Source organism: Microvirga sp. TS319 (assembly GCF_041276405.1).
In the GTDB taxonomy this organism is placed as follows: Bacteria; Pseudomonadota; Alphaproteobacteria; order Rhizobiales; family Beijerinckiaceae; genus Microvirga.
The window spans coordinates 3,666,720-3,684,640 of sequence record NZ_JBGGGT010000002.1 but is presented as its reverse complement, the minus strand read 5'-3'; the positions used below and the strand labels follow the sequence as shown (position 1 = coordinate 3,684,640).

The 17,921-nt window shown below is 64.3% G+C and carries 18 protein-coding genes; 4 read left to right on the top strand and 14 right to left on the bottom strand.

Annotated elements, in window-relative coordinates; all coding sequences use genetic code 11:
- Positions 1-2: 2 nt before the first annotated feature.
- The gene (locus tag AB8841_RS26835) at positions 3-503 is read left to right on the top strand and encodes a disulfide bond formation protein B (RefSeq protein WP_370438787.1); all 501 of its coding nucleotides are present in this window, start codon (positions 3-5) and stop codon (positions 501-503) included.
- 160 nt (positions 504-663) lie between these two features.
- Here AB8841_RS26835 and AB8841_RS26830 read toward each other — a convergent pair whose 3' ends face one another.
- Positions 664-1,230 (bottom strand): HNH endonuclease, encoded by a 567-nt coding sequence (locus AB8841_RS26830; protein ID WP_370438786.1) that lies wholly within the window; start codon positions 1,228-1,230, stop codon positions 664-666.
- Between the two features lie 549 nt (positions 1,231-1,779).
- Between AB8841_RS26830 and AB8841_RS26825 the strand changes: the two genes are divergently transcribed.
- Positions 1,780-2,298, top strand: coding sequence for a DedA family protein (locus tag AB8841_RS26825; RefSeq protein ID WP_370438785.1), 519 nt, complete (start codon positions 1,780-1,782; stop codon positions 2,296-2,298).
- A 347-nt stretch (positions 2,299-2,645) separates the two neighbouring features.
- Here AB8841_RS26825 and AB8841_RS26820 read toward each other — a convergent pair whose 3' ends face one another.
- From AB8841_RS26820 to AB8841_RS26785, 8 genes are all read right to left on the bottom strand, one after another.
- Positions 2,646-3,527 (bottom strand): 3-hydroxybutyryl-CoA dehydrogenase, encoded by an 882-nt coding sequence (locus AB8841_RS26820; protein ID WP_370438784.1) that lies wholly within the window; start codon positions 3,525-3,527, stop codon positions 2,646-2,648.
- 83 nt (positions 3,528-3,610) lie between these two features.
- Positions 3,611-4,555: an electron transfer flavoprotein subunit alpha/FixB family protein gene (locus tag AB8841_RS26815; RefSeq protein ID WP_370438783.1), complete on the bottom strand. Its 945-nt coding sequence runs from the start codon at positions 4,553-4,555 to the stop codon at positions 3,611-3,613.
- 16 nt (positions 4,556-4,571) lie between these two features.
- On the bottom strand, positions 4,572-5,321 hold the full coding sequence (locus tag AB8841_RS26810) for an electron transfer flavoprotein subunit beta/FixA family protein (RefSeq protein WP_370438782.1): 750 nt from the start codon (positions 5,319-5,321) through the stop codon (positions 4,572-4,574).
- Positions 5,322-5,424: 103 nt separating this feature from the next.
- Positions 5,425-6,174, bottom strand: a complete 750-nt coding sequence (locus AB8841_RS26805; RefSeq protein ID WP_370438781.1) for a rhomboid family intramembrane serine protease — start codon at positions 6,172-6,174, stop codon at positions 5,425-5,427.
- 178 nt (positions 6,175-6,352) lie between these two features.
- Positions 6,353-6,928: a cob(I)yrinic acid a,c-diamide adenosyltransferase gene (locus AB8841_RS26800; protein WP_370438780.1), complete on the bottom strand. Its 576-nt coding sequence runs from the start codon at positions 6,926-6,928 to the stop codon at positions 6,353-6,355.
- A 27-nt stretch (positions 6,929-6,955) separates the two neighbouring features.
- The gene (locus AB8841_RS26795) at positions 6,956-7,591 is read right to left on the bottom strand and encodes an acyloxyacyl hydrolase (RefSeq protein ID WP_370438779.1); all 636 of its coding nucleotides are present in this window, start codon (positions 7,589-7,591) and stop codon (positions 6,956-6,958) included.
- Between the two features lie 54 nt (positions 7,592-7,645).
- Positions 7,646-7,837 (bottom strand): twin transmembrane helix small protein, encoded by a 192-nt coding sequence (locus tag AB8841_RS26790; protein ID WP_370438778.1) that lies wholly within the window; start codon positions 7,835-7,837, stop codon positions 7,646-7,648.
- Positions 7,838-8,043: 206 nt separating this feature from the next.
- Positions 8,044-10,626: a TIGR02302 family protein gene (locus AB8841_RS26785; RefSeq protein ID WP_370438777.1), complete on the bottom strand. Its 2,583-nt coding sequence runs from the start codon at positions 10,624-10,626 to the stop codon at positions 8,044-8,046.
- Positions 10,627-11,022: 396 nt separating this feature from the next.
- Between AB8841_RS26785 and AB8841_RS26780 the strand changes: the two genes are divergently transcribed.
- On the top strand, positions 11,023-14,049 hold the full coding sequence (locus AB8841_RS26780; protein ID WP_370438776.1) for an Ig-like domain-containing protein: 3,027 nt from the start codon (positions 11,023-11,025) through the stop codon (positions 14,047-14,049).
- Positions 14,050-14,160: 111 nt separating this feature from the next.
- Here AB8841_RS26780 and lysA read toward each other — a convergent pair whose 3' ends face one another.
- Both lysA and AB8841_RS26770 read right to left on the bottom strand, forming a co-directional pair.
- Entirely contained in the window at positions 14,161-15,429 is a 1,269-nt protein-coding gene (gene lysA / locus AB8841_RS26775; protein WP_370438775.1) for a diaminopimelate decarboxylase, read from the bottom strand.
- Positions 15,430-15,441: 12 nt separating this feature from the next.
- Positions 15,442-15,687: a lipoprotein gene (locus AB8841_RS26770; protein ID WP_370438774.1), complete on the bottom strand. Its 246-nt coding sequence runs from the start codon at positions 15,685-15,687 to the stop codon at positions 15,442-15,444.
- Between the two features lie 170 nt (positions 15,688-15,857).
- On the opposite strand from AB8841_RS26770, the gene AB8841_RS26765 reads away from it, so the two are divergent.
- The gene (locus AB8841_RS26765) at positions 15,858-16,535 is read left to right on the top strand and encodes a TlpA family protein disulfide reductase (RefSeq protein ID WP_370438773.1); all 678 of its coding nucleotides are present in this window, start codon (positions 15,858-15,860) and stop codon (positions 16,533-16,535) included.
- Positions 16,536-16,721: 186 nt separating this feature from the next.
- Here the strand turns inward: AB8841_RS26765 and AB8841_RS26760 are convergent, their stop codons facing one another.
- The 3 genes from AB8841_RS26760 to AB8841_RS26750 form a co-directional block, all read right to left on the bottom strand.
- The gene (locus AB8841_RS26760; protein ID WP_370438772.1) at positions 16,722-17,048 is read right to left on the bottom strand and encodes a hypothetical protein; all 327 of its coding nucleotides are present in this window, start codon (positions 17,046-17,048) and stop codon (positions 16,722-16,724) included.
- A 184-nt stretch (positions 17,049-17,232) separates the two neighbouring features.
- Positions 17,233-17,568: a Grx4 family monothiol glutaredoxin gene (gene grxD, locus AB8841_RS26755; RefSeq protein WP_370438771.1), complete on the bottom strand. Its 336-nt coding sequence runs from the start codon at positions 17,566-17,568 to the stop codon at positions 17,233-17,235.
- A gap of 105 nt (positions 17,569-17,673) precedes the next feature.
- On the bottom strand, positions 17,674-17,910 hold the full coding sequence (locus AB8841_RS26750) for a BolA family protein (protein ID WP_370438770.1): 237 nt from the start codon (positions 17,908-17,910) through the stop codon (positions 17,674-17,676).
- Positions 17,911-17,921 lie beyond the last annotated feature (11 nt).

Below are 17,921 nucleotides of genomic sequence, written 5' to 3'. Positions count from 1 at the left end.
GCATGCGCCTTCGCCTGACCATGCGCCAAGCCGCCCTGGCCGTTGTTCTGGCCGCAGCCGCTACCATCGGGGGCGCGCTCGTGTTCGAGCATGTGTTCGGCTATGTGCCCTGCAAGCTGTGCCTGATCCAGCGCAATCCCTATTACGTCGCCATGCCGCTGGGGGTCGTAGCGGCCTTGCTGCCGCCCTCCTGGACGCGGGCGGGCCTGTGGCTCCTCGCGTTGATCTTCCTCGTGAGCGCGGGGCTCGGGGCTTATCATGCGGGTGTCGAGTGGGGCTTCTTCGTCGGGCCCAGCGATTGCGGGGGCGGCTCGGGCGCCGGGGCGGGAAATGTGGGTGACTTTCTCAGCCAGCTGCAGAATGCGCGCGTGGTGAGCTGCACGGCAGCCGCGTGGCGCTTTCTCGGTCTGTCGTTGGCCGGCTGGAATGTGCTGATTTCACTCGCCCTTGCTGCCTTCGCCGCCAAGGCGGCTGCGGGCAAGGGGCTCACTCTCGCACGTTAGAGCATCGGACGCGGGAGGTGGAAACCACTTTTGGGATTGAATCCGATGCTCCCTTCTGAGATGAGCGCATCGTTCGAGCGGACCTGAAGGGCCGCGTCAGGGAATACCGGGGCCACTTTTTCGCTCGATGCGCTAAGGCGCGGGATGCGGGCGGCCCGGCCTATGTTTCGAGCTCGGCATCCCAATACAGGAAGTCCATCCAGGTCTGGTGCAGATCGTCCCGCGCCTGCGGAAGACGGCGGGCGATGGCGTCGAGTTCGTGGGGAGACGGTTCGAACGGCTTGCGCCTGAGGTTCATGCCGGCCTGCTGCGGGGTCTTGCTACCTTTGCGGAGATTGTCGGCGCCGCAGGAGGCGACGATATTGCTCCACGCCGACATGCCGCCCCGGCTCTTGGGAACGACGTGATCGAAGGTCAAGTCCTTGGCGTCGTACCTCTGTCCGCAATATTGGCAGGTGAATTCGTCCCGCAGGAACAGATGGTAGCGGGTGAAGGCGACCTTCTTGCGCTTGCGATAGCGCTTGAGGGCGACGACTGCGGGAACTTCGAAGGATTGATTGGCGGAGTGGACCAGGACGTCGTCGTAGGTCTTGATCTGAACGACCCGGTCCTGAATCACGGCCACGAAGGCGTCCTGCCAGTTCCAGATCGACAAGGGGGCCCAGCTCAGCGGCTGCAGATCCGCATTCAGAACGAGAGTTCTCAGGTTGGAGATGGGAACGTTCATGCAAGCCCCCCCATTTCAGCGTGCCATTGTGCCGAAAGAGGCGGGCTGCCGGTCCGCGCAGGCGTCCATCGAGGCATTTGCCGGGAATGCGCAGGACGATGTGGAAGCAGGGAACGGCCGGGTTTGGGAGGGGCGAAAGGTCGGGTTTTCCAGGAGGCCGAAGAGAAGCGAAGTTCGGAGCTCGGACTTCGAAAGGCTTTGTCGTATTCGGATCTGACGTTCACGAGATCCAGGAACGCCGCTTTGATCGTAACCTGCGAACAACGGATGGGCATACGATCATCGCTCAAAGACCGGTCGCCGGTATTGAGGATAAGGGCCGGACTGGCCTCCGGCCTCGCAACAGGTTTGATGCGAATCGTCACATCGCCTCCTCTCAAAGAAGAGTAGTCCCGTCTGAGTAGACTATAGGCAATGTGACGGTGTTGTGAAGTTGGTATGCAAAGGTGTTTGTGACGCACCTCACAGGAATCGGAAGCGGGGCAGGTCTTCCGCAACGGAAGAAAGCTAGGCCGGTTAACTCCGGCAGAGGAGAGGATCCCGCGGAGCATGAGCATTCTTCAGCACGGTTTCGGGTCGCTTGAAGCGGCCATCGCGTCCTATGGGGCTCTCGCGCTCTTCGTCGTGCTCTACTTCGAGTCCTTCGGGGTGCCGCTCCCGGGCGAAAGCGCCCTGATCACCGTGTCCCTGCTGGCTGCCCGGGGAGATCCGGCCATCGGCCATGTCGTCCTGGCGGCGTGGCTCGGGGCGGTGCTGGGAGACAGCACCGGCTATCTGATCGGGCGCGTCGGCGGCCGCCCGCTGCTGCTGTGGCTGGCGCCGCGGATCAAGCTGACGCCGGACAAGCTGGCTCGGGTGGAGACCCTGGCCCGCGAGAAGGGCTTCATCATGGTGATGACGGCGCGCTTCGTGGTGGTTCTGCGGCAGCTCAACGGCATCCTGGCCGGGACGATCGGCATGCCCTGGCCCCGATTCGCCCTGGCGAATGCCGTGGGTGCGCTGGCCTGGGCCGCCTTCTGGGGATTGGGGGCCTATTTCTTCGCGGATCTGTTCCGCCGCTTCGTTTAGCGCATCGTGCGAAGAAGTGGACCCGGTTTTTCGCCAGAGCGATGCGCTCTTTAAGAAGGGAGCATCGAATTGATCCCAAAAGTGAATTCCACTTCCCGCGTCCGATGCTCCAGCGCATCGAACGTGGGAAGTGGGAACCGGTCATGCGTGAAAAGATTCTCAAGACCAAAATATTGAAACGTCGGACGTGAGTTCGATTTCACACCCGGAGCCGTAGAGAATTTTTCGGTAAAGTGGATCCGGTTCACCGTCGAGAATGCGGCCGAGGCAAAGAAAAGAGCTGCTCCCGCGAGGGGAAGCAGCTCCGGGAAGCGGCTTGGCAAACGAGGCGGCGCGAGGAAGACGGTTCAGCGCGTCGGAACCGGGTGCTCGCCGCGATAATCGTAGAAGCCGCGCTTGGTCTTGCGGCCGAGCCAACCGGCCTCCACGTATTTCACCAGGAGCGGGCAGGGGCGGTACTTGGAATCGGCCAGACCCTCATAGAGCACCTGCATGATCGACAGACAGGTGTCGAGGCCGATGAAGTCGGCGAGCTGCAGAGGACCCATCGGGTGGTTCGCGCCAAGGCGCATGGCGGTGTCGATGGCCTCGACGGAGCCTACGCCTTCGTAGAGGGTGTAGATCGCCTCGTTGATCATCGGCAGCAGGATGCGGTTGACGATGAAGGCCGGAAAATCCTCCGAGACGGTGGAGGTCTTGCCGAGCTTGGCGATGAATTCCTTGGCGGATTCGTAAGTCGGATCGTCGGTCGCGATGCCGCGGATCAGCTCCACGAGCTGCATCACGGGCACCGGATTCATGAAGTGGATGCCAATGAACTTTTCGGGGCGGTCCGTGGCTGCGGCCAGGCGGGTGATGGAGATCGAGGACGTGTTGGTCGCGACCATCGTCTCAGGACGCAGGGAGGGGCAGAGATTGGTGAAGATCCTGCGCTTCACGTCCTCGTTCTCGGTCGCGGCCTCGATCACGAGGTCGCAGACGGCGAGATCGTCATAGCCCAAAGCAGGTTTGATGCGCTCGAGCGCCGCCTGACGCTCCGCGTCGGCGATGGCCCCCTTGGCGACCTGGCGGGCCATGTTGCCGTTGATGGTGGCGAGGCCCGCCTTGATGCGGTCCTCGGAGAGATCATGGAGCTGGACGCTCAAACCCGCGAGCGAGCAGACATGCGCAATGCCGCTGCCCATCTGCCCCGCGCCGATCACGCCCACCGTTTTGATCTCGATACCCATCTGACTTCGCCTACCATCCATGCTTAAAGTATCCGGACGGACAGGCCGCCCGGATGACGATCATACGTCTATTCCTGACCCCATTAACCGGCTTTGGTCAACTCCTCCTTGAGTTCGGGCAGGATTGTGAAGAGGTCGCCGACGAGGCCGTAATCGGCGACCTGGAAGATCGGCGCTTCCTCGTCCTTGTTGATCGCCACGATGACCTTGGAATCCTTCATGCCGGCGAGATGCTGAATCGCCCCTGAAATCCCCACCGCAATGTAGAGATCAGGCGCCACCACCTTGCCGGTCTGGCCGACCTGCCAGTCGTTGGGCGCATAGCCCGCATCCACCGCCGCCCGCGAGGCCCCCATCGCCGCCCCGAGCCGGTCGGCGATCGGCTCGATGTAGGTCTGGAAGTTCTCGGCCGAGCCGAGCGAGCGTCCGCCCGAGATGATGATCTTGGCCGAGGTCAGTTCGGGCCGGTCGGATTTCGCGATCTCCTCGCCCTTGAACGTCGACAGCTGCGGATCCTCGGCCGCGTTCACCGTCTCGATGGCGGCTGACCCGCCCGCGGCCGCCGCCGCCGGGAAGGCGGCGGTGCGCACCGTGAGCACCGTCTTGGCATCGGTCGCCTGCACGGTCTGGATCGCGTTGCCGGCATAGATCGGCCGCTCGAAGGTGTCGGGCGCCACCACCTTGGTGATGTCCGAGACCTGCATCACGTCGAGCAGCGCCGCCACCCGTGGCATGGTGTTCTTGCCGGTCGAGGTCGAGGGCGCCACCAGGGCGTCATACGGGCCGGCCAGCGCCACGATCAGCGCCGCCAGCGGCTCGGCGAGCTGATGTTCATAAGCCGGGCTGTCGGCGAGCAGCACTTTTTCGACGCCGCCACACTTGGCGGCCGCTTCCGCCGCCGCGCGGGCGTTGGCGCCGGCAACCAGCACGTGCACCGGCGCGCCGAGCGCCTTGGCGGCGGAGAGCGCCTTGTGGGTGGTATCTTTCAGCTGAGCGTTGTCGTGCTCGGCAATCAGCAACGTGGTCATGGTTCTTGGTTCTCCCTTAGAGCACGCCGGCTTCGGTCTTGAGCTTAGCGACGAGTTCGGCCACGGAAGCCACCTTCACGCCGGCCTTGCGGCCGCCGGGCTCGGCGGTCTTGAGCACCTTCAGGCGCGGCGCGACATCGACGCCGAGCGCCTCGGGCGAGGTCTCGTCGAGGGGCTTCTTCTTGGCCTTCATGATGTTGGGCAAGCTCGCGTAGCGCGGCTCGTTGAGGCGCAGGTCCGTGGTCACGATGGCCGGCAGCTTGAGGCCGACCGTCTGCAGGCCGCCATCGACCTCGCGGGTCACGTCGACCGCGCCCTCGCCGACATTGACCTTGAACGCGAAGGTGCCCTGCGGCCAGCCCAGCAGGGCGGCGAGCATCTGGCCGGTCTGGTTGGCATCGTCATCGATGGCCTGCTTGCCCATGATCACCAGATCGGGCTGTTCCTGGGCGATCACGCCCTTGAGGATCTTGGCGACGGCGAGCGGCTCAACGGGAGCATCGGTCTTGACCAGGATGCCGCGATCGGCCCCCATGGCGAGCGCGGTGCGGATGGTCTCGCCGGCCTGTTGCGGGCCGATCGAGACGGCGACGATCTCGGTGGCCTTGCCCTGCTCCTTGAGGCGCACCGCCTCCTCGACCGCGATCTCGTCGAACGGGTTCATCGACATCTTCACGTTGGCGAGTTCCACCCCAGACCCGTCCGACTTCACCCGGATCTTCACGTTGTAATCAACCACCCGCTTCACACACACAAGAAGCTTCATTCGTCTGTCCTCATTGAAGGTCAGGTCCGGAAATGGCCCATGGGAAGCCCTCCGGACAGATAGGAAAAAGGCGGAACGGACCGTATCCTTAAGCCCTCGAATGTCAACGCGGCGTCTGCAGTTCCTGGGCCGCGGCGCGGGCCAGAACCGGATCGTAGCGGTGACGCATGAACGGGATGAGAATAGCGCCTGCCACGAACCCGCCAAGATGGGCAAACCACCCGATGCCTTCGTCGGAGCCGAAGAAGGCCGACACGAACTGCACGGCGAACCAGAAGCCGATCGCCCAGTAGGCCGGCAGGCGCAGGGGAATGCCGCCAAGAAACAGGGCCCAGATCCGTACCCGCGGATAGAGGATCACATAGGCGGCGACCACGCCCGACACGCCCCCCGAAGCGCCGATGAGAGGGCGCTGCGGAGCAGGCAGAATGAATGAATCGGGCAGGCTGGCCCCCACCATGGAGAAGGAGGCGAGAGCGTGAACGAAGCTCGCGACCACGCCGCAGATGAGAAAGAAGGCCAGGAAGCGCAGATGCCCCATGGCGTCCTCCACGTTGTCGCCGAACACCCAGAGGAACAGCATGTTGCCGATCAGGTGAAACCATGACCCGTGCAGGAAGATGTTGGTGCCAAGCGTCATCCAGGCGGGCACGAAGGGATAGCCAGAGGGCAGGGTTTCAAAGCCGAAGAGAACCGCCGGGATGAGACCGAACCCGGCCACCATTTCGTCCGGGCCGAGGGGCCCGAAGACGAAAAAGAGATGGACGAGCGTGCAGACCACGATCAGGGACCGGGCCACGACCGGGGTTTTCATGTGCTGGAGCGGGACGCCGTCGTGCAGCGGAACAAACATGATCGGCTCCTAGCGCATCGTGGGAAAAAGTGGGAACCGGTTTTTCGCAAGGACGATGCGCTCTTTCCAGGAAGGGAGCATCGTGGGAAAAAGTGGGAACCGGTTTTTCGCAAGGACGATGCGTTCTGCCGAAACGCTGGACCTGCGATCGGCCTGGACCGGCCATTCGCGCGCTGTCCTACCGATTCTGACCGGGCACCCAGAGGACGTCCAAGGCCCCTTTGCCGTTCACGTGGCGGGACGCGACGAACAGAAAATCCGACAGCCGGTTGAGATATTTGACGACTTCTTGCGACACCGTCTCGTCGGGCTTCTGCATCAGCTCGACCACGTTGCGCTCGGCGCGGCGGCAGACCGTGCGGGCCAGATGCAAGGCGGCCGCCGCGGGGGTGCCGCCGGGCAGGACGAAGGAGCGCAAGGGAGAGAGGTCGGCGTTGAGCGCATCGATTTCCTGCTCGAGCCGATCCACCTGTCCCTGCGTAATCCGCAGCGGCTCGTAGGGAAGCGGCTTGTCCGTCTCCACGGTGGCGAGATCGGCCCCGAGATCGAAGAGATCGTTCTGAATGCGGTTCAGCATGGCATCGATCGGCTGCCCCTGCACATGCAGGCGAGCCATGCCGATGCAGGCATTGGTCTCGTCCACGGTGCCGAAGGCCTCGATGCGGAGGTCGTGCTTGGGACGGCGCCCCCCGGCGGCCAGCGCCGTGGTGCCCTTATCCCCGGTGCGGGTGTAGATGCGATTGAGAACGACCATGGCCGGTCCGGTTGCGAGAGAATTCGTTCAGAACGAATACCCAACCCGTGCGCCGACATTCGTCAAGCCCCGATTCTCGGAGCAGGTGCCGGCATTGGAGAGATGCTCGATGGTGGCCATCACGCTCCAGTTGGCCGAAAGGCGCACGCCGACCGATCCAGACTCGCGGAAGAGAGGAGAGCAGCCCAGGGACTGGCGATCCGAGAGGGGATCGTGAACCTCCTTCTTGCCGTTGTGAAAGGCGCCGCCGATGCTGCCTTCGACGAACAGCGAGGGCGTCACGTCGAAGGTCCAGGTCAGGCCCGTATAGGCGAAGCTCGTCCGATCGTCGAAATTCAGGCTGCCGCCGAAATGCGGACGGGGAATGAAGTAGCTCGTGAACAGGTCCGACGCGGTGAAGGGCTTCGCGAGAAGGATTTCGCCGGTGAGATTCGCGGAGCCGTCGTCGCCTTCAGGGCCCCAGGGATCCTGCGCGGAGAAGCCCATGCGGAATTCGGACAGAAGGCTCGGCGCCTGCGCGGAGGGCTTTCTGGCATCGGCAGCGAGGAGACTTGTCGATCCTGCAATAAGGACGAGAAGCCCCAAACCGATGGCTTTGCTGACGCGCATTGTGAAGAGATCCGCCGCTGAAAAATCGAAGAGGCCATCAGGGTAGGCCTGCATGGCTAATGATCTCTTAATACAAATCGTGGCGGAAAAGTGTCAAGACAGTGCAGGCTAGACCGCCCTCCACCAGATAACCCCCATGATGATGATGATCGTCAGGAACTGAAGCAGCACACGCATCCGCATGAGGTGCTGCGACCTGTTGGCGCTGCCGCCGCGCAGCATATTGATGAGGCCGAGCAGCAGGACGAACGCCACGGCGAGAACCGCGATAGGCACAATGATGTCGGCGAAGCTGGTCATCTGGATTCCATGAATGCCCGGGTCCGCGGTCGCGGGCCCGGTCGAGCGGGAGCCTTGAGCGTCTGACGTGGGCTCCTCTTAACCCCGAACTTAGCGCATCGTGCGAAAAAGTGGACCCGGTTTTTCGCCAGAACGATGCGCTCTTTCCAGGAGGGGAGCATCGCAGACAATCCCAGAAGTGGAAGCCACTTCCAGCGTCCGATGCTCTAGTTCCTGCGAAGCAGGCGCTCGAAGTAATCGAGTTCTTCCTGCGGCCTCGTCGGATCCCCGAGCTTGCGCCGCAACTCTTCCAGGATGCGCTGGGCCCGCTGGGCCGGCGACTCGTTGACGTTGGGAACGCCGTCACGCGTGTTGTCCACGTAGTCCCGGCTCCGGGTGGGACGGCCCAGGGGATCGTTGTTCCGCTGCCCGGCCTGTCCGGGACCCTGAGGCTCGCCCGGGCCGGGCTGATCGCCTGCCTGCTGGTCGCCCTGACCCTGTTGCATCTGCTGCATCTGCTGGGCCATGCCCTGCATGCCGCGGCGCAGATTTTCAAGAGCGCGCCCCTGAGCATCGACCGCAGGACCGTCCTGTCCGTCGCCGAGCGCGCCTTCCGCCTCCCGCATGGCCCCTTCGGCTTCGTTGAAGCCCTGCTCGCCCTGCATGCCCATGCCTTCCATGCGCCGCTGCAGTTCCTGAAGCCGCTCGCGCAGCGCCTGCTGCCGCTGCTGCAGCCCGGACGGATCCTGCGAGCCGTCGCCGTTCTCGCCCTGTTCCTGGCCGCCCTGCTGCCCTTGCTGACGCTGCCCTTGCTGACGCTGTCCCGGCTGGCGCTGGCCTTGCCGCGGCGCATCGCGGTCGCCCTGCTGCATGCGCCGGTTCTGGCCCTGCCGGAACGTATCGTCACGAAGGTCCTGCTGCTCGCGCGCCATGTCTTCGAGGTCGCGCATGGCTTGGTTCATCTCGCGGGATAGCGGGTCGGTCATCCGGCTGTTGGGCTGAGCCGTCTGCAGGTTTTCGAGGATGTTGCGCAACTGTTCGAGAAGGCGCTGGGCCTCCGCCATGTCGCCGCGGCGCATGGCGTCTTCCATCTGCTGCAGCATCCGGTTGAGATCGTCCTGCGAAATCACCCGGTCCGGCGCGCGCTGATTCTGATTGTCGCCCTGCTGCTGGTTCTGCTGCATCCGCTGGGCGAACTCGCGCAGGAACCGGTCCATCGCCTGCCGCAGCTCGTCGGTGAGACGCTTGATCTCCTCGTCCGGGGCGCCGCGATCCATGGCCTCCTTGAGGCGCTCCTGGGCCGCCCGCAATTGCTGCTCGGCATCGGAGAGATTGCCGTCCTCGATCTGCAGCGCCATGGTCCAGAGCCAGTCGGCGACGTCGAGAAGCGCTTCGTCGGTTTTCGCCGCGCGCAGGCGCTCGGCCGCCGTGCGCAGGCCGAGGAAGACGCCCCATTGCGGCGTGAACATCGCGGGCTCGATCAGCAGGGCGTCGAGGGCGACCTGCACGCGCTTGCGGTCGTCGGGAGCGAGCACAAGGTTGCGCCGCTGCTCCACGAGGGCCTTCGCGAGCGGGTTCGTGAAGGGCCGCTGCGGCAACGTGAAGGTGAGGATGTCGCTCGTCGCCTCCTGGCCGGCCTCGTCCTTGGCCTTGAGCCTGATCGTGACGGGCGCTCCGGCCCAGGGATGGTTCGTCAGGTCGACGGGAGAGCGGGTTTCGGGGGCATTCTCTTCGTGGCTCGGCAGGGCGAGCGTGAGGGAGGGGGCCGCCACCAGGGAGCGCCCCTTGCTGCCGTCGGCCTTCTCGACCTGGCCCTCGATGGACGCGATGCCGTAATCGTCCTTCCCCTTGTAGACGAGGGTGAAGGTGCCGCGCGCATTCACTTCGGGCGGGCCGGCGAACGCGATTTCGGGGGGATTGTCGGGAATGGCTTGGATCTCGAGCGTGACGCTCTGGGCAAAGCCCGTGCTGACGGTCAACTCCCCGCTGCCGTCGAGCGTGTAGCGCTCCTCGCGCAGATCCGCCCGCTGGGCGCCCTTCGGGGGCAGGGCGGTCAGGCCCTTCCCGGCCTTGATCTCCGCCTTGCCGTCGCCGGCCACCCGGATGACGATGGTGGAACGGATCGGCGCGCGCAGGGACTGGCCCTTCGCGAGGTCGATCATCAGCGGAGGCATGCGGGTATAGAGCGGCGGGTCGATCCATCCGTCGATGCGGAAAGCCGGCGCGGAGGCCGAAGCCTCCCGCCAGTCGAAGGCGGCCTTCAGGCGCGAGCCGATCTCCGGCCCCGCCACGAAGGCGCTCGTCACGAGGGCCAGAACGCCGGCGGCCCTCAATGCATAGCGGTCGCGCCGCGGCATGTCGGGCCTGGGTGGGGCAACCCGCATCCGCCCGATCGCGTCCTCGGCCCGCCTGCGATGAAGCGACCAGAGCGCCCGGGTGCCGGGATCGCCCGATCCGAGCGCCAGGTTGTCGTCGAGCACCCGGGCCGGGCCGTGGGCCAGGCCGGTGTCGCGGTCGAGGCGGTCGAGCGCCCGTGTGCGGTTGGGCATCCGCAGACGCAGCAGCGGCCAGAGGGAGACCAGAAGCGCGGCCGTGAACAGGCCGAGGCCGATCGAGCGCCAGAAGGGCCTGACATCGAGCCAGAGGCCGAACCACGAGAGTGTGAGGAAGAGAAGCACGATGGCGAGCGGCAGCCAGATCCGGGGCCACGCATCCTCCCACCAGAGGGACCAGCGCGCATGGTTGACCAGGCGCCCGAACCTCCTGCTCAGGGTGCTTTGCGCCGGCGACGGGTTCGGGCCTTCGCTCATGCCAACTCTCTCCGTAGCACAGATGTGCCCACACCCCCCTTGGGAAAGCTAGCACGTCGGGTCGGAATGGCCAGTCTGGAATGACTCCGGGGAGTCAAGAAGTTTTGATCTGAACGGTCGGGTCTATCCACGCGGCCGGTCCTCCCGGCTTTCCGCAAGCGGCCCGCCGGGAGCAGATCTTGCATCGCTGGTGGGATCGCTCGGTGCATGCCGCGCCGATCTCGGGACAGGTTGTGGCCATGATCTTCGGCCTCAATGTTGCATGGTGGCCACAGGCGTTCATCGGTTGAATAAAGAAATGTTATTTCATTGACTGATTCTATGTAACATCATACACGCTTCACCCCGACGACCTTTCCATACGCGACCACCAGGGGGAATATTATGGCAGTTTCAATGGACACATTTGCGGTTTCCGAAGACACATCGGCGACAACCCTCGCTCTCGATCTCGCAGTGCCTGAGGCTCCGACCGTGGCGCTGACGACGGACAGCGGCACCGCCCGCGATGGCATCACCAACAGCGCCGCGCTAACGATTGGGAACGTGGCCGACGGCGCCACGGTCGAGTACCAGGTGGAGGAAGGCGGCGAGTGGAGCGCCAACTATAATCCGACCGGGCTGGCGGATGGTGAGCACACGATCAAAGTTCGTGTCAGGGACGCGGACGATAACCTGTCGGGCGAGGCAACGATCACCTTCACGCTCGACACCGCGGCGCCCGCCGCTCCGACCGTGGCGCTGACGACGGACAGCGGCACCGCCGGCGACCTGCGCACCAACGATGGCGCGCTGACGGTCGCGGCCGAGAACGGCGCCAGGGTCGAGTACCGGCTGGACAACGGTGACTGGAGCGAGGATTACGATCCGGACGATCTGACGAATGGTCAGCACACGGTCGAGGTCCGCGCGACCGATGCGGCCGGGAACGTCTCGGGCGTCACCACGATCACCTTCACGCTCGACACCGCGGCGCCCGCCGCTCCGACCGTGGCGCTGACGACGGACAGCGGCACCGCCGACGACGACGGCATCACCAACAGCGCCGCCCTGACGATCGAGCACGTGGCTGACGGCGATACCGTCGAGTATCAGGTCGAGGAAGGCGGCGAGTGGAGCACCACCTACGATCCGGACGATCTGGCGGATGGCGATCACACGATCAAAGTCCGCGTCAAGGACGCCGCCGGCAACGTGTCAAACGTGGCTACGGTCACCTTCACGCTCGATACCACGCCTCCGGTGAATGCCGGTATCGACGTGGACGATCTTCTGACGGCGGCCGAGGCGACTGCGGCCGTGCCGGTGGCGATCACGCCCGATAACGGCGCCATCATCGTGTCGGCCAAGATCGACGGTGTCGATCTGACGCTCACGGACGGAGACTATACCTTCGATGCGACCGATATGGACGAGGGCGAACACGAGATCGTCGTGGTGACGAAGGATGCCGCCGGCAACGAGACCACCACCACCAGGACGATCACCATCGACCGGGTGGTCCCGGCGAATCCGACCGTGGCGCTGACGACGGACAGCGGCACCGCCGGCGATCTGCGCACCAACGATGGCGCCCTGACGATCGGGAACGTGGCTGACGGCGACACCGTCGAGTATCAGGTGGAGGAAGGCGGCGAGTGGAGCACCACCTACGATCCGACCGAGCTGGCGGATGGCGAGCACACGGTCAAAGTCCGCGTCAAGGACGCCGTCGGCAACCTGTCGGAGGTGGTCGAGATCACGTTCACCCTCGACACCACGGCTCCGGCCGCCGCTGTCATCACCGTGGACGATCACCTGGGCGCGGCAGAGGTCACCGCGGCCGTGCCGGTGGCGATCACGCCGGCTGCCGACGCCGCCATCGTGTCGGCCAAGATCGGCAACGTCGACCTCACGCTGACCGCGACGGCGGGGGCTTATACCTTCGACGCGACCGATCTGGAGGACGGCACCTACACCGTCACGGTGGTGACCAAGGATGCCGCCGGCAACGAGACCACCACCGAGAAGACGGTCACCATCGACAGGATCGCTCCGACGAGCGTGACCCTGACGAGCCAGACTGTCTCGGAGCATGCCGGGATCGGTGACGTGGTCGGCACGCTCGGGTCCAATGACGGGGGCACCCACACCTTCGTCATCGTGGATGCCGCCGGCAATCCGGTCGACGACGCCTTGTTCGAGATCGTGGAGAACGACGAGGGCGTTTACGAGGTGCGCGTGAAGGCTGATCTCAGTGAGGCCATCGGCCAGCACACGATCCGGGTAAGAGTCTCGGACGGCGCCAACGCGCCGCATACCCAGGACATCATCCTCACCGTTACGGACGAGAACGACCATGTTCCGACCGACATCCACGTCACGGGCGGTCTTGTCGCCGAGCACGCGCCGGTCGGGAAGGAGTTCGTCACGCTGACGGCGGACGACGACGACGCGGGGGATACCTTCACCTACACCCTGGTCACCGATCAGACCGGCACGACTGAGGCGCAGAACAACTTCTTCGAGATCGTGGGCAACAAGATCAAGGTGAAGGCGGCCTTGAACGACGCCCAGGTCGGCCTCCACGAGCTGTGGGTGAAGGTCACCGATGCCGCCGGTCATTCCTTCGTGAAGTCGATCATCATCGGAGCCTACAACACCGAGGAAGCCCCGGAGAACGTGGCGCTCACCCCGGCGAACCCGACTGTGAACGAGCTGGCCCAGAACGGCACGGTCGTCGGCGACCTTACTGCCACCGACCAGGACGACGGGGATCATGTGTCCTTCCGCCTCGTGGACGATGCGGGCGGCCGCTTCGACATCGTGAACGGCCAGATCGTCGTCAAGAACGGGCTGAAGCTCGATTACGAGCAGGCCCGGTCGCACACGGTCACCGTCGAGGCCAAGGACGATACGGGGCTGGTCACGCTGAAGACCTTCACCATCAATCTCGGCAACGTGAGCCCAGAGGTCGTCAACGGCACCGATGCGAACGAGACCTTCGTCGGCGGTGCGGGCAGGGACCTGCTCTCGGGCGGCGCCGGCAAGGACGTGCTCAAGGGCGGCGCCGAGAACGACACCCTGGTGGGCGGCTCGGGGAAGGATGTGCTGACCGGTGGCACCGGCCGGGACTCCTTCGTGTTCAACACCGCGTTGAACAAGACGCTCAATGTGGACACGATCACCGACTTCAGCGTGAAGGACGATACGATCCGTCTGGAGAATGCGATCTTCCGCAAGCTCACCCAGACGGGCACCCTCAAGAAGGACTTCTTCACCGTCGGCTCGAAGGCGAAGGACAAGAACGACCATATCATCTACGACAACAAGACCGGCGCGCTCTCTTACGACGCGGACGGTTCGGGTCGGGTTGCCGCGGTCAAGTTCGCCCAGCTCGACAAGGGCCTGAAGATGACCAATGCGGACTTCTTCGTCTTCTAAGGTCGTCCGGCTCGTGTAGAGGCGTGTAACACTAAAAACCCCGGTGGAGATCCACCGGGGTTTTTTGTTCGGATAGGGGCGTTTCTCCGACGGAGGGGTTTCCCTCAATGATCAGGACAGCCAGTCCGGAACGCGGTCGAGGCCGATGAGATCCTCGTAGGTCGGACGCGGCCGCACGACGGCGCTGTCCATCCCGCGCACCAGAACCTCCGGCACGAGCAGACGCGTGTTGTAGGTGTTGGCCTGAACCGCCCCATAGGCGCCTGCCGTCATGACGGCGATGAGATCGCCCGGCTTCACGGCCGGCATGTCGCGGGAGAGCGCAAGGTAATCGCCCGTCTCGCAGACCGGGCCGACCACGTCGGCGACGATGCGGGGGGTATCGGCCGAAGGCTCCGCCACCGGCTTGACGTTGTGATAGGCGTCATAGAGCGTCGGGCGGATGAGATCGTTCATGGCCGCGTCGACGATCACGAAGGTGCGGTCCGCGCCCTCCTTCACATAGATGACTTTCGCCACGAGAACGCCTGCATTCCCGGCGATCAGGCGGCCCATCTCGAAAACGAGCTTGAGGCCGAGATCCTTAGTGTGGCGCTTGATGATCTGCGCATAGGCCTGTGGATCGGGCGGCGGCTCGTTGTCGTCGCGGTAAGGCACGCCGAGGCCACCGCCGAGATCGATATGATGGAGCTTGTGCCCGTCGGCCATCAGGTCGCGGGCGAGCTCGGCCAGAAGGGCCGTGGCGTTGTCGAAGGGCGAAAGATCCGTGATCTGGCTGCCGATATGCATGTCGACGCCGGTGATCTCGAGGCCTTTCAGCCCTGCCGCGCGGGCATAGACCTCGCGGGCGCGGGAAATCGGGATGCCGAACTTGTTTTCGGACTTTCCGGTCGAAATCTTCTTGTGGGTCTTGGCGTCCACGTCCGGGTTGATTCGGATCGAGACCGGCGCGCGCCGGCCCTTGGAGAGGGCCACGTCCGAGAGCGCCTCCAGCTCAGGCTCCGATTCGACGTTGAAGCAAAGAATGCCGCTGTCGAGGGCGAAGGCCATCTCGGCCCGGGTCTTGCCGACGCCTGAGAACACCACCCGCTCGCCCGGCACCCCGGCCGCCAGCGCGCGGCGCAGCTCGCCTTCCGAGACGATGTCCATGCCCGCGCCCAGGCGGCCCAGGGTCCTGAGCACCGCCTGGTTGGAATTCGCCTTCATGGCGTAGCAGACGAGAGCATCCGTTCCCGCGAAGGCTTCCGCGAAGACGCGATAATGCCGCTCGAGCGTCGCCGACGAGTAACAGTAGAAAGGGGTCCCGACCTCGTCCGCGAGGCGGTGCAGGCTGACATCCTCCGCGTGGAGGACGCCGTCGCGATAGGCGAAATGGTGCATGGGTCGTCTGCCTTAGAGCAGCGGATCGAGAATAAAGGGCTTGTTGGGGACGGTATAGGCGCGGCTGGGTTTCGAGCGGGGCGTGCCGACCGGGGAGGGGAGCGTAGCCTGGCCCTCGGCGTCTTGCTGCTGGGGCTGAGCCGTGGCGGATCCGTTCGGCGGCGGCTCGAGCGCGCCGCGGCGGCCGCAGGCCGAAAGGCCGAGAACGATGAGGCCGGCCACGAGGGCCGTACGGGAAAGGGAAACGCAGGTCGACATCGAGAGGCTCCGAAACATGGCCGCACCATAACGGGAACCGATGGGCAATGCGAGAGGCAAGGTGGGGCTTCGTCATCCCTGTCCCGACGCTTCGCCCGTCCACGGCATCGTGATGAGAGATTTCCCCACGGGGGCTTGAGGCTTGGCCGAAAAAGAGCCACATCGGGCCCATGTCGAACGCACCGGAAACCTCGAACGCATCGGACCCTGTGAAAACCCGCAGCCGCCCTTGGGTTGCCGGTCTTGCCGCCGTCGCGCTCCTGGCCGGAGGCGCGGCCTGGTACGGTCTCTCGCACGATGGGGCCGGAATCGCCCAGGCGGGCGAATGCCGCGCCTCGAACGCCGCTGCGGACAATCTGAAGCCGCTTGCGAAGGGCGAACTGGCCGCTCTCGGCGTGAGCAGCGCACCCAAGCCACCGCCGGGGATCAGCTTTGCCGGTTCGGACGGGCAGGCTCTGAGCCTGGCCGATTTCAAGGGCAAGACGATCCTCGTGAATCTCTGGGCGACGTGGTGTGTGCCCTGCCGCCAGGAAATGCCGGCCCTCGACAAGCTGCAGGCCGAGTTCGGCGGCGGCGACTTCCAGGTGGTCGCCATCAATGTCGATACCCGCAATCCCGACAAGCCCAGGGCCTGGCTGCAGGACAACGGCATCAGGAATCTGGCCTATTATGCCGATCCATCAGGCAAGGTGCTCCAGACCCTGCAGAAGACAGGCCACGTGGTCGGGCTGCCGACGACCTTCATCGTCGACGCCACGGGTTGCGAGATCGCGCTCCTGAAGGGCCCGGCGGAATGGGCCTCTCCGGACGCCATCGCGTTCGTCCGCACGGCGCTGGGACGCTCTTAGCGCATCGTGCGAAAAGTGGATCCGGTTTTTCGCTTATACGATGCGCGTTTTCCAGGAAGGGGGCATCGGATTCGATCCTAAAAGTGGATTCCACTTTTCACGTCCGATGCTCTAGCGGACGCATCGGATTCAAACCCAAAAGTGCAAGTCCACTTTTTTACAAGTCCACTTCCCGCGTCCGATGCTCTAAGACCGGAAAGCGCCTTCGCCGTCGGGCTGGCCCTGCTCGCCCGAGAAGGCAGGCTTCGAGAGCCGCCAGGGACGGTCCATGGCCTGACGGGTTTCGCCGGGCTCGAGACGATGCGGCGCTCCGTCGGCCGAAATGGCTTCGATTACGAGAAAGCCGAGGCGTTGCAGCATCGTGGCCGCCATCTTGGTGGCGGCATCGTCCGCCCGCACGGCGAGCGAGCCTGCGGCGTAGATGCGTTCGATCAGGGTTTTGGGATGGTGTTGCGCGGCCGCTGGCTTGCGCGGCTTGAACGCGACGACATTCGTCGTTTCTTGCTCGAACATGGAAAGACCCCCGATTGCGCCGCCCGGTTGTGTTTTTTGGGCGGCCGTGTCTCAGGGCTTATGTAGGAAGTCGGGCCGTTATTCGGAATGCGACATAAAACGCGTTTTCCCGGGATATACGCGCAACAAAAAAGCGAGGTCGAAGCCCCGCTTTGATGCAGTCGTGTTTCGGGGAGTGAGACGGTCAGGCGCTCTGCTGAACCGGGATGCCCTTGTCGGTAAAGAGCTGCTGCAGCTCGCCGGCCTGGAACATCTCGCGGGTGATGTCGCAGCCGCCGACGAACTCGCCCTTCACGTAGAGCTGGGGAATGGTCGGCCAGTTGGAATAATCCTTGATGCCCTGGCGGATGGTCTCGTCCTCGAGCACGTTGACGCCTTTATAGGGCACGCCGAGATAGTTGAGGATCTGGACCACCTGGCCCGAGAATCCGCACATGGGAAACTGCGGCGTGCCCTTCATGAACAGCACGACGTCGTTGGATTTCACTTCGTTGTCGATGATCTGGTTGGCATCAGCCATGGAAGTCTCCTGTATTCCCCGGCTTTTCCGCAAAAGCGGGTCCGGCTTTGCGAAGAAAATGCGGAGCAGATGGATCTTGGGCCGTCAAGGCGCCGGGTTCGTGTCTCAATTGTCGGGTGTCAGCGTCGTCAATGCAAGGGCGTGGAGCGCCCCACCCATGCGGCCTTGCAGCGCTGCATAGACCATCTGGTGCTGTTGAACGCGGGATTTCCCCTTGAAGGCCGAGGAGGTGACGGTGGCGGCATAATGGTCGCCGTCGCCCGCCAGATCCCTGATTTCGACGACCGCATCGGGCAGGGCGGTCTTGATCATGCTTTCGATATCGCGTGCATCCATTGCCATGGATCGGAACT

What these genes read in the sequence shown, in the direction of transcription:
- lysA (WP_370438775.1), bottom strand. Translation starts at nt 15,429, where the DNA reads ATGCACCATTTCGCCTATCGCGACGGCGTCCTCCACGCGGAGGATGTC.
- AB8841_RS26760 (WP_370438772.1), bottom strand. Translation starts at nt 17,048, where the DNA reads ATGTTCGAGCAAGAAACGACGAATGTCGTCGCGTTCAAGCCGCGCAAG.
- AB8841_RS26785 (WP_370438777.1), bottom strand. Translation starts at nt 10,626, where the DNA reads ATGAGCGAAGGCCCGAACCCGTCGCCGGCGCAAAGCACCCTGAGCAGG.
- AB8841_RS26765 (WP_370438773.1), top strand. Translation starts at nt 15,858, where the DNA reads ATGTCGAACGCACCGGAAACCTCGAACGCATCGGACCCTGTGAAAACC.
- AB8841_RS26835 (WP_370438787.1), top strand. Translation starts at nt 3, where the DNA reads ATGCGCCTTCGCCTGACCATGCGCCAAGCCGCCCTGGCCGTTGTTCTG.
- AB8841_RS26780 (WP_370438776.1), top strand. Translation starts at nt 11,023, where the DNA reads ATGGACACATTTGCGGTTTCCGAAGACACATCGGCGACAACCCTCGCT.
- grxD (WP_370438771.1), bottom strand. Translation starts at nt 17,568, where the DNA reads ATGGCTGATGCCAACCAGATCATCGACAACGAAGTGAAATCCAACGAC.
- AB8841_RS26830 (WP_370438786.1), bottom strand. Translation starts at nt 1,230, where the DNA reads ATGAACGTTCCCATCTCCAACCTGAGAACTCTCGTTCTGAATGCGGAT.
- AB8841_RS26750 (WP_370438770.1), bottom strand. Translation starts at nt 17,910, where the DNA reads ATGGCAATGGATGCACGCGATATCGAAAGCATGATCAAGACCGCCCTG.
- AB8841_RS26815 (WP_370438783.1), bottom strand. Translation starts at nt 4,555, where the DNA reads ATGACCACGTTGCTGATTGCCGAGCACGACAACGCTCAGCTGAAAGAT.
- AB8841_RS26825 (WP_370438785.1), top strand. Translation starts at nt 1,780, where the DNA reads ATGAGCATTCTTCAGCACGGTTTCGGGTCGCTTGAAGCGGCCATCGCG.
- AB8841_RS26810 (WP_370438782.1), bottom strand. Translation starts at nt 5,321, where the DNA reads ATGAAGCTTCTTGTGTGTGTGAAGCGGGTGGTTGATTACAACGTGAAG.
- AB8841_RS26795 (WP_370438779.1), bottom strand. Translation starts at nt 7,591, where the DNA reads ATGCAGGCCTACCCTGATGGCCTCTTCGATTTTTCAGCGGCGGATCTC.
- AB8841_RS26805 (WP_370438781.1), bottom strand. Translation starts at nt 6,174, where the DNA reads ATGTTTGTTCCGCTGCACGACGGCGTCCCGCTCCAGCACATGAAAACC.
- AB8841_RS26770 (WP_370438774.1), bottom strand. Translation starts at nt 15,687, where the DNA reads ATGTCGACCTGCGTTTCCCTTTCCCGTACGGCCCTCGTGGCCGGCCTC.
- AB8841_RS26790 (WP_370438778.1), bottom strand. Translation starts at nt 7,837, where the DNA reads ATGACCAGCTTCGCCGACATCATTGTGCCTATCGCGGTTCTCGCCGTG.
- AB8841_RS26800 (WP_370438780.1), bottom strand. Translation starts at nt 6,928, where the DNA reads ATGGTCGTTCTCAATCGCATCTACACCCGCACCGGGGATAAGGGCACC.
- AB8841_RS26820 (WP_370438784.1), bottom strand. Translation starts at nt 3,527, where the DNA reads ATGGGTATCGAGATCAAAACGGTGGGCGTGATCGGCGCGGGGCAGATG.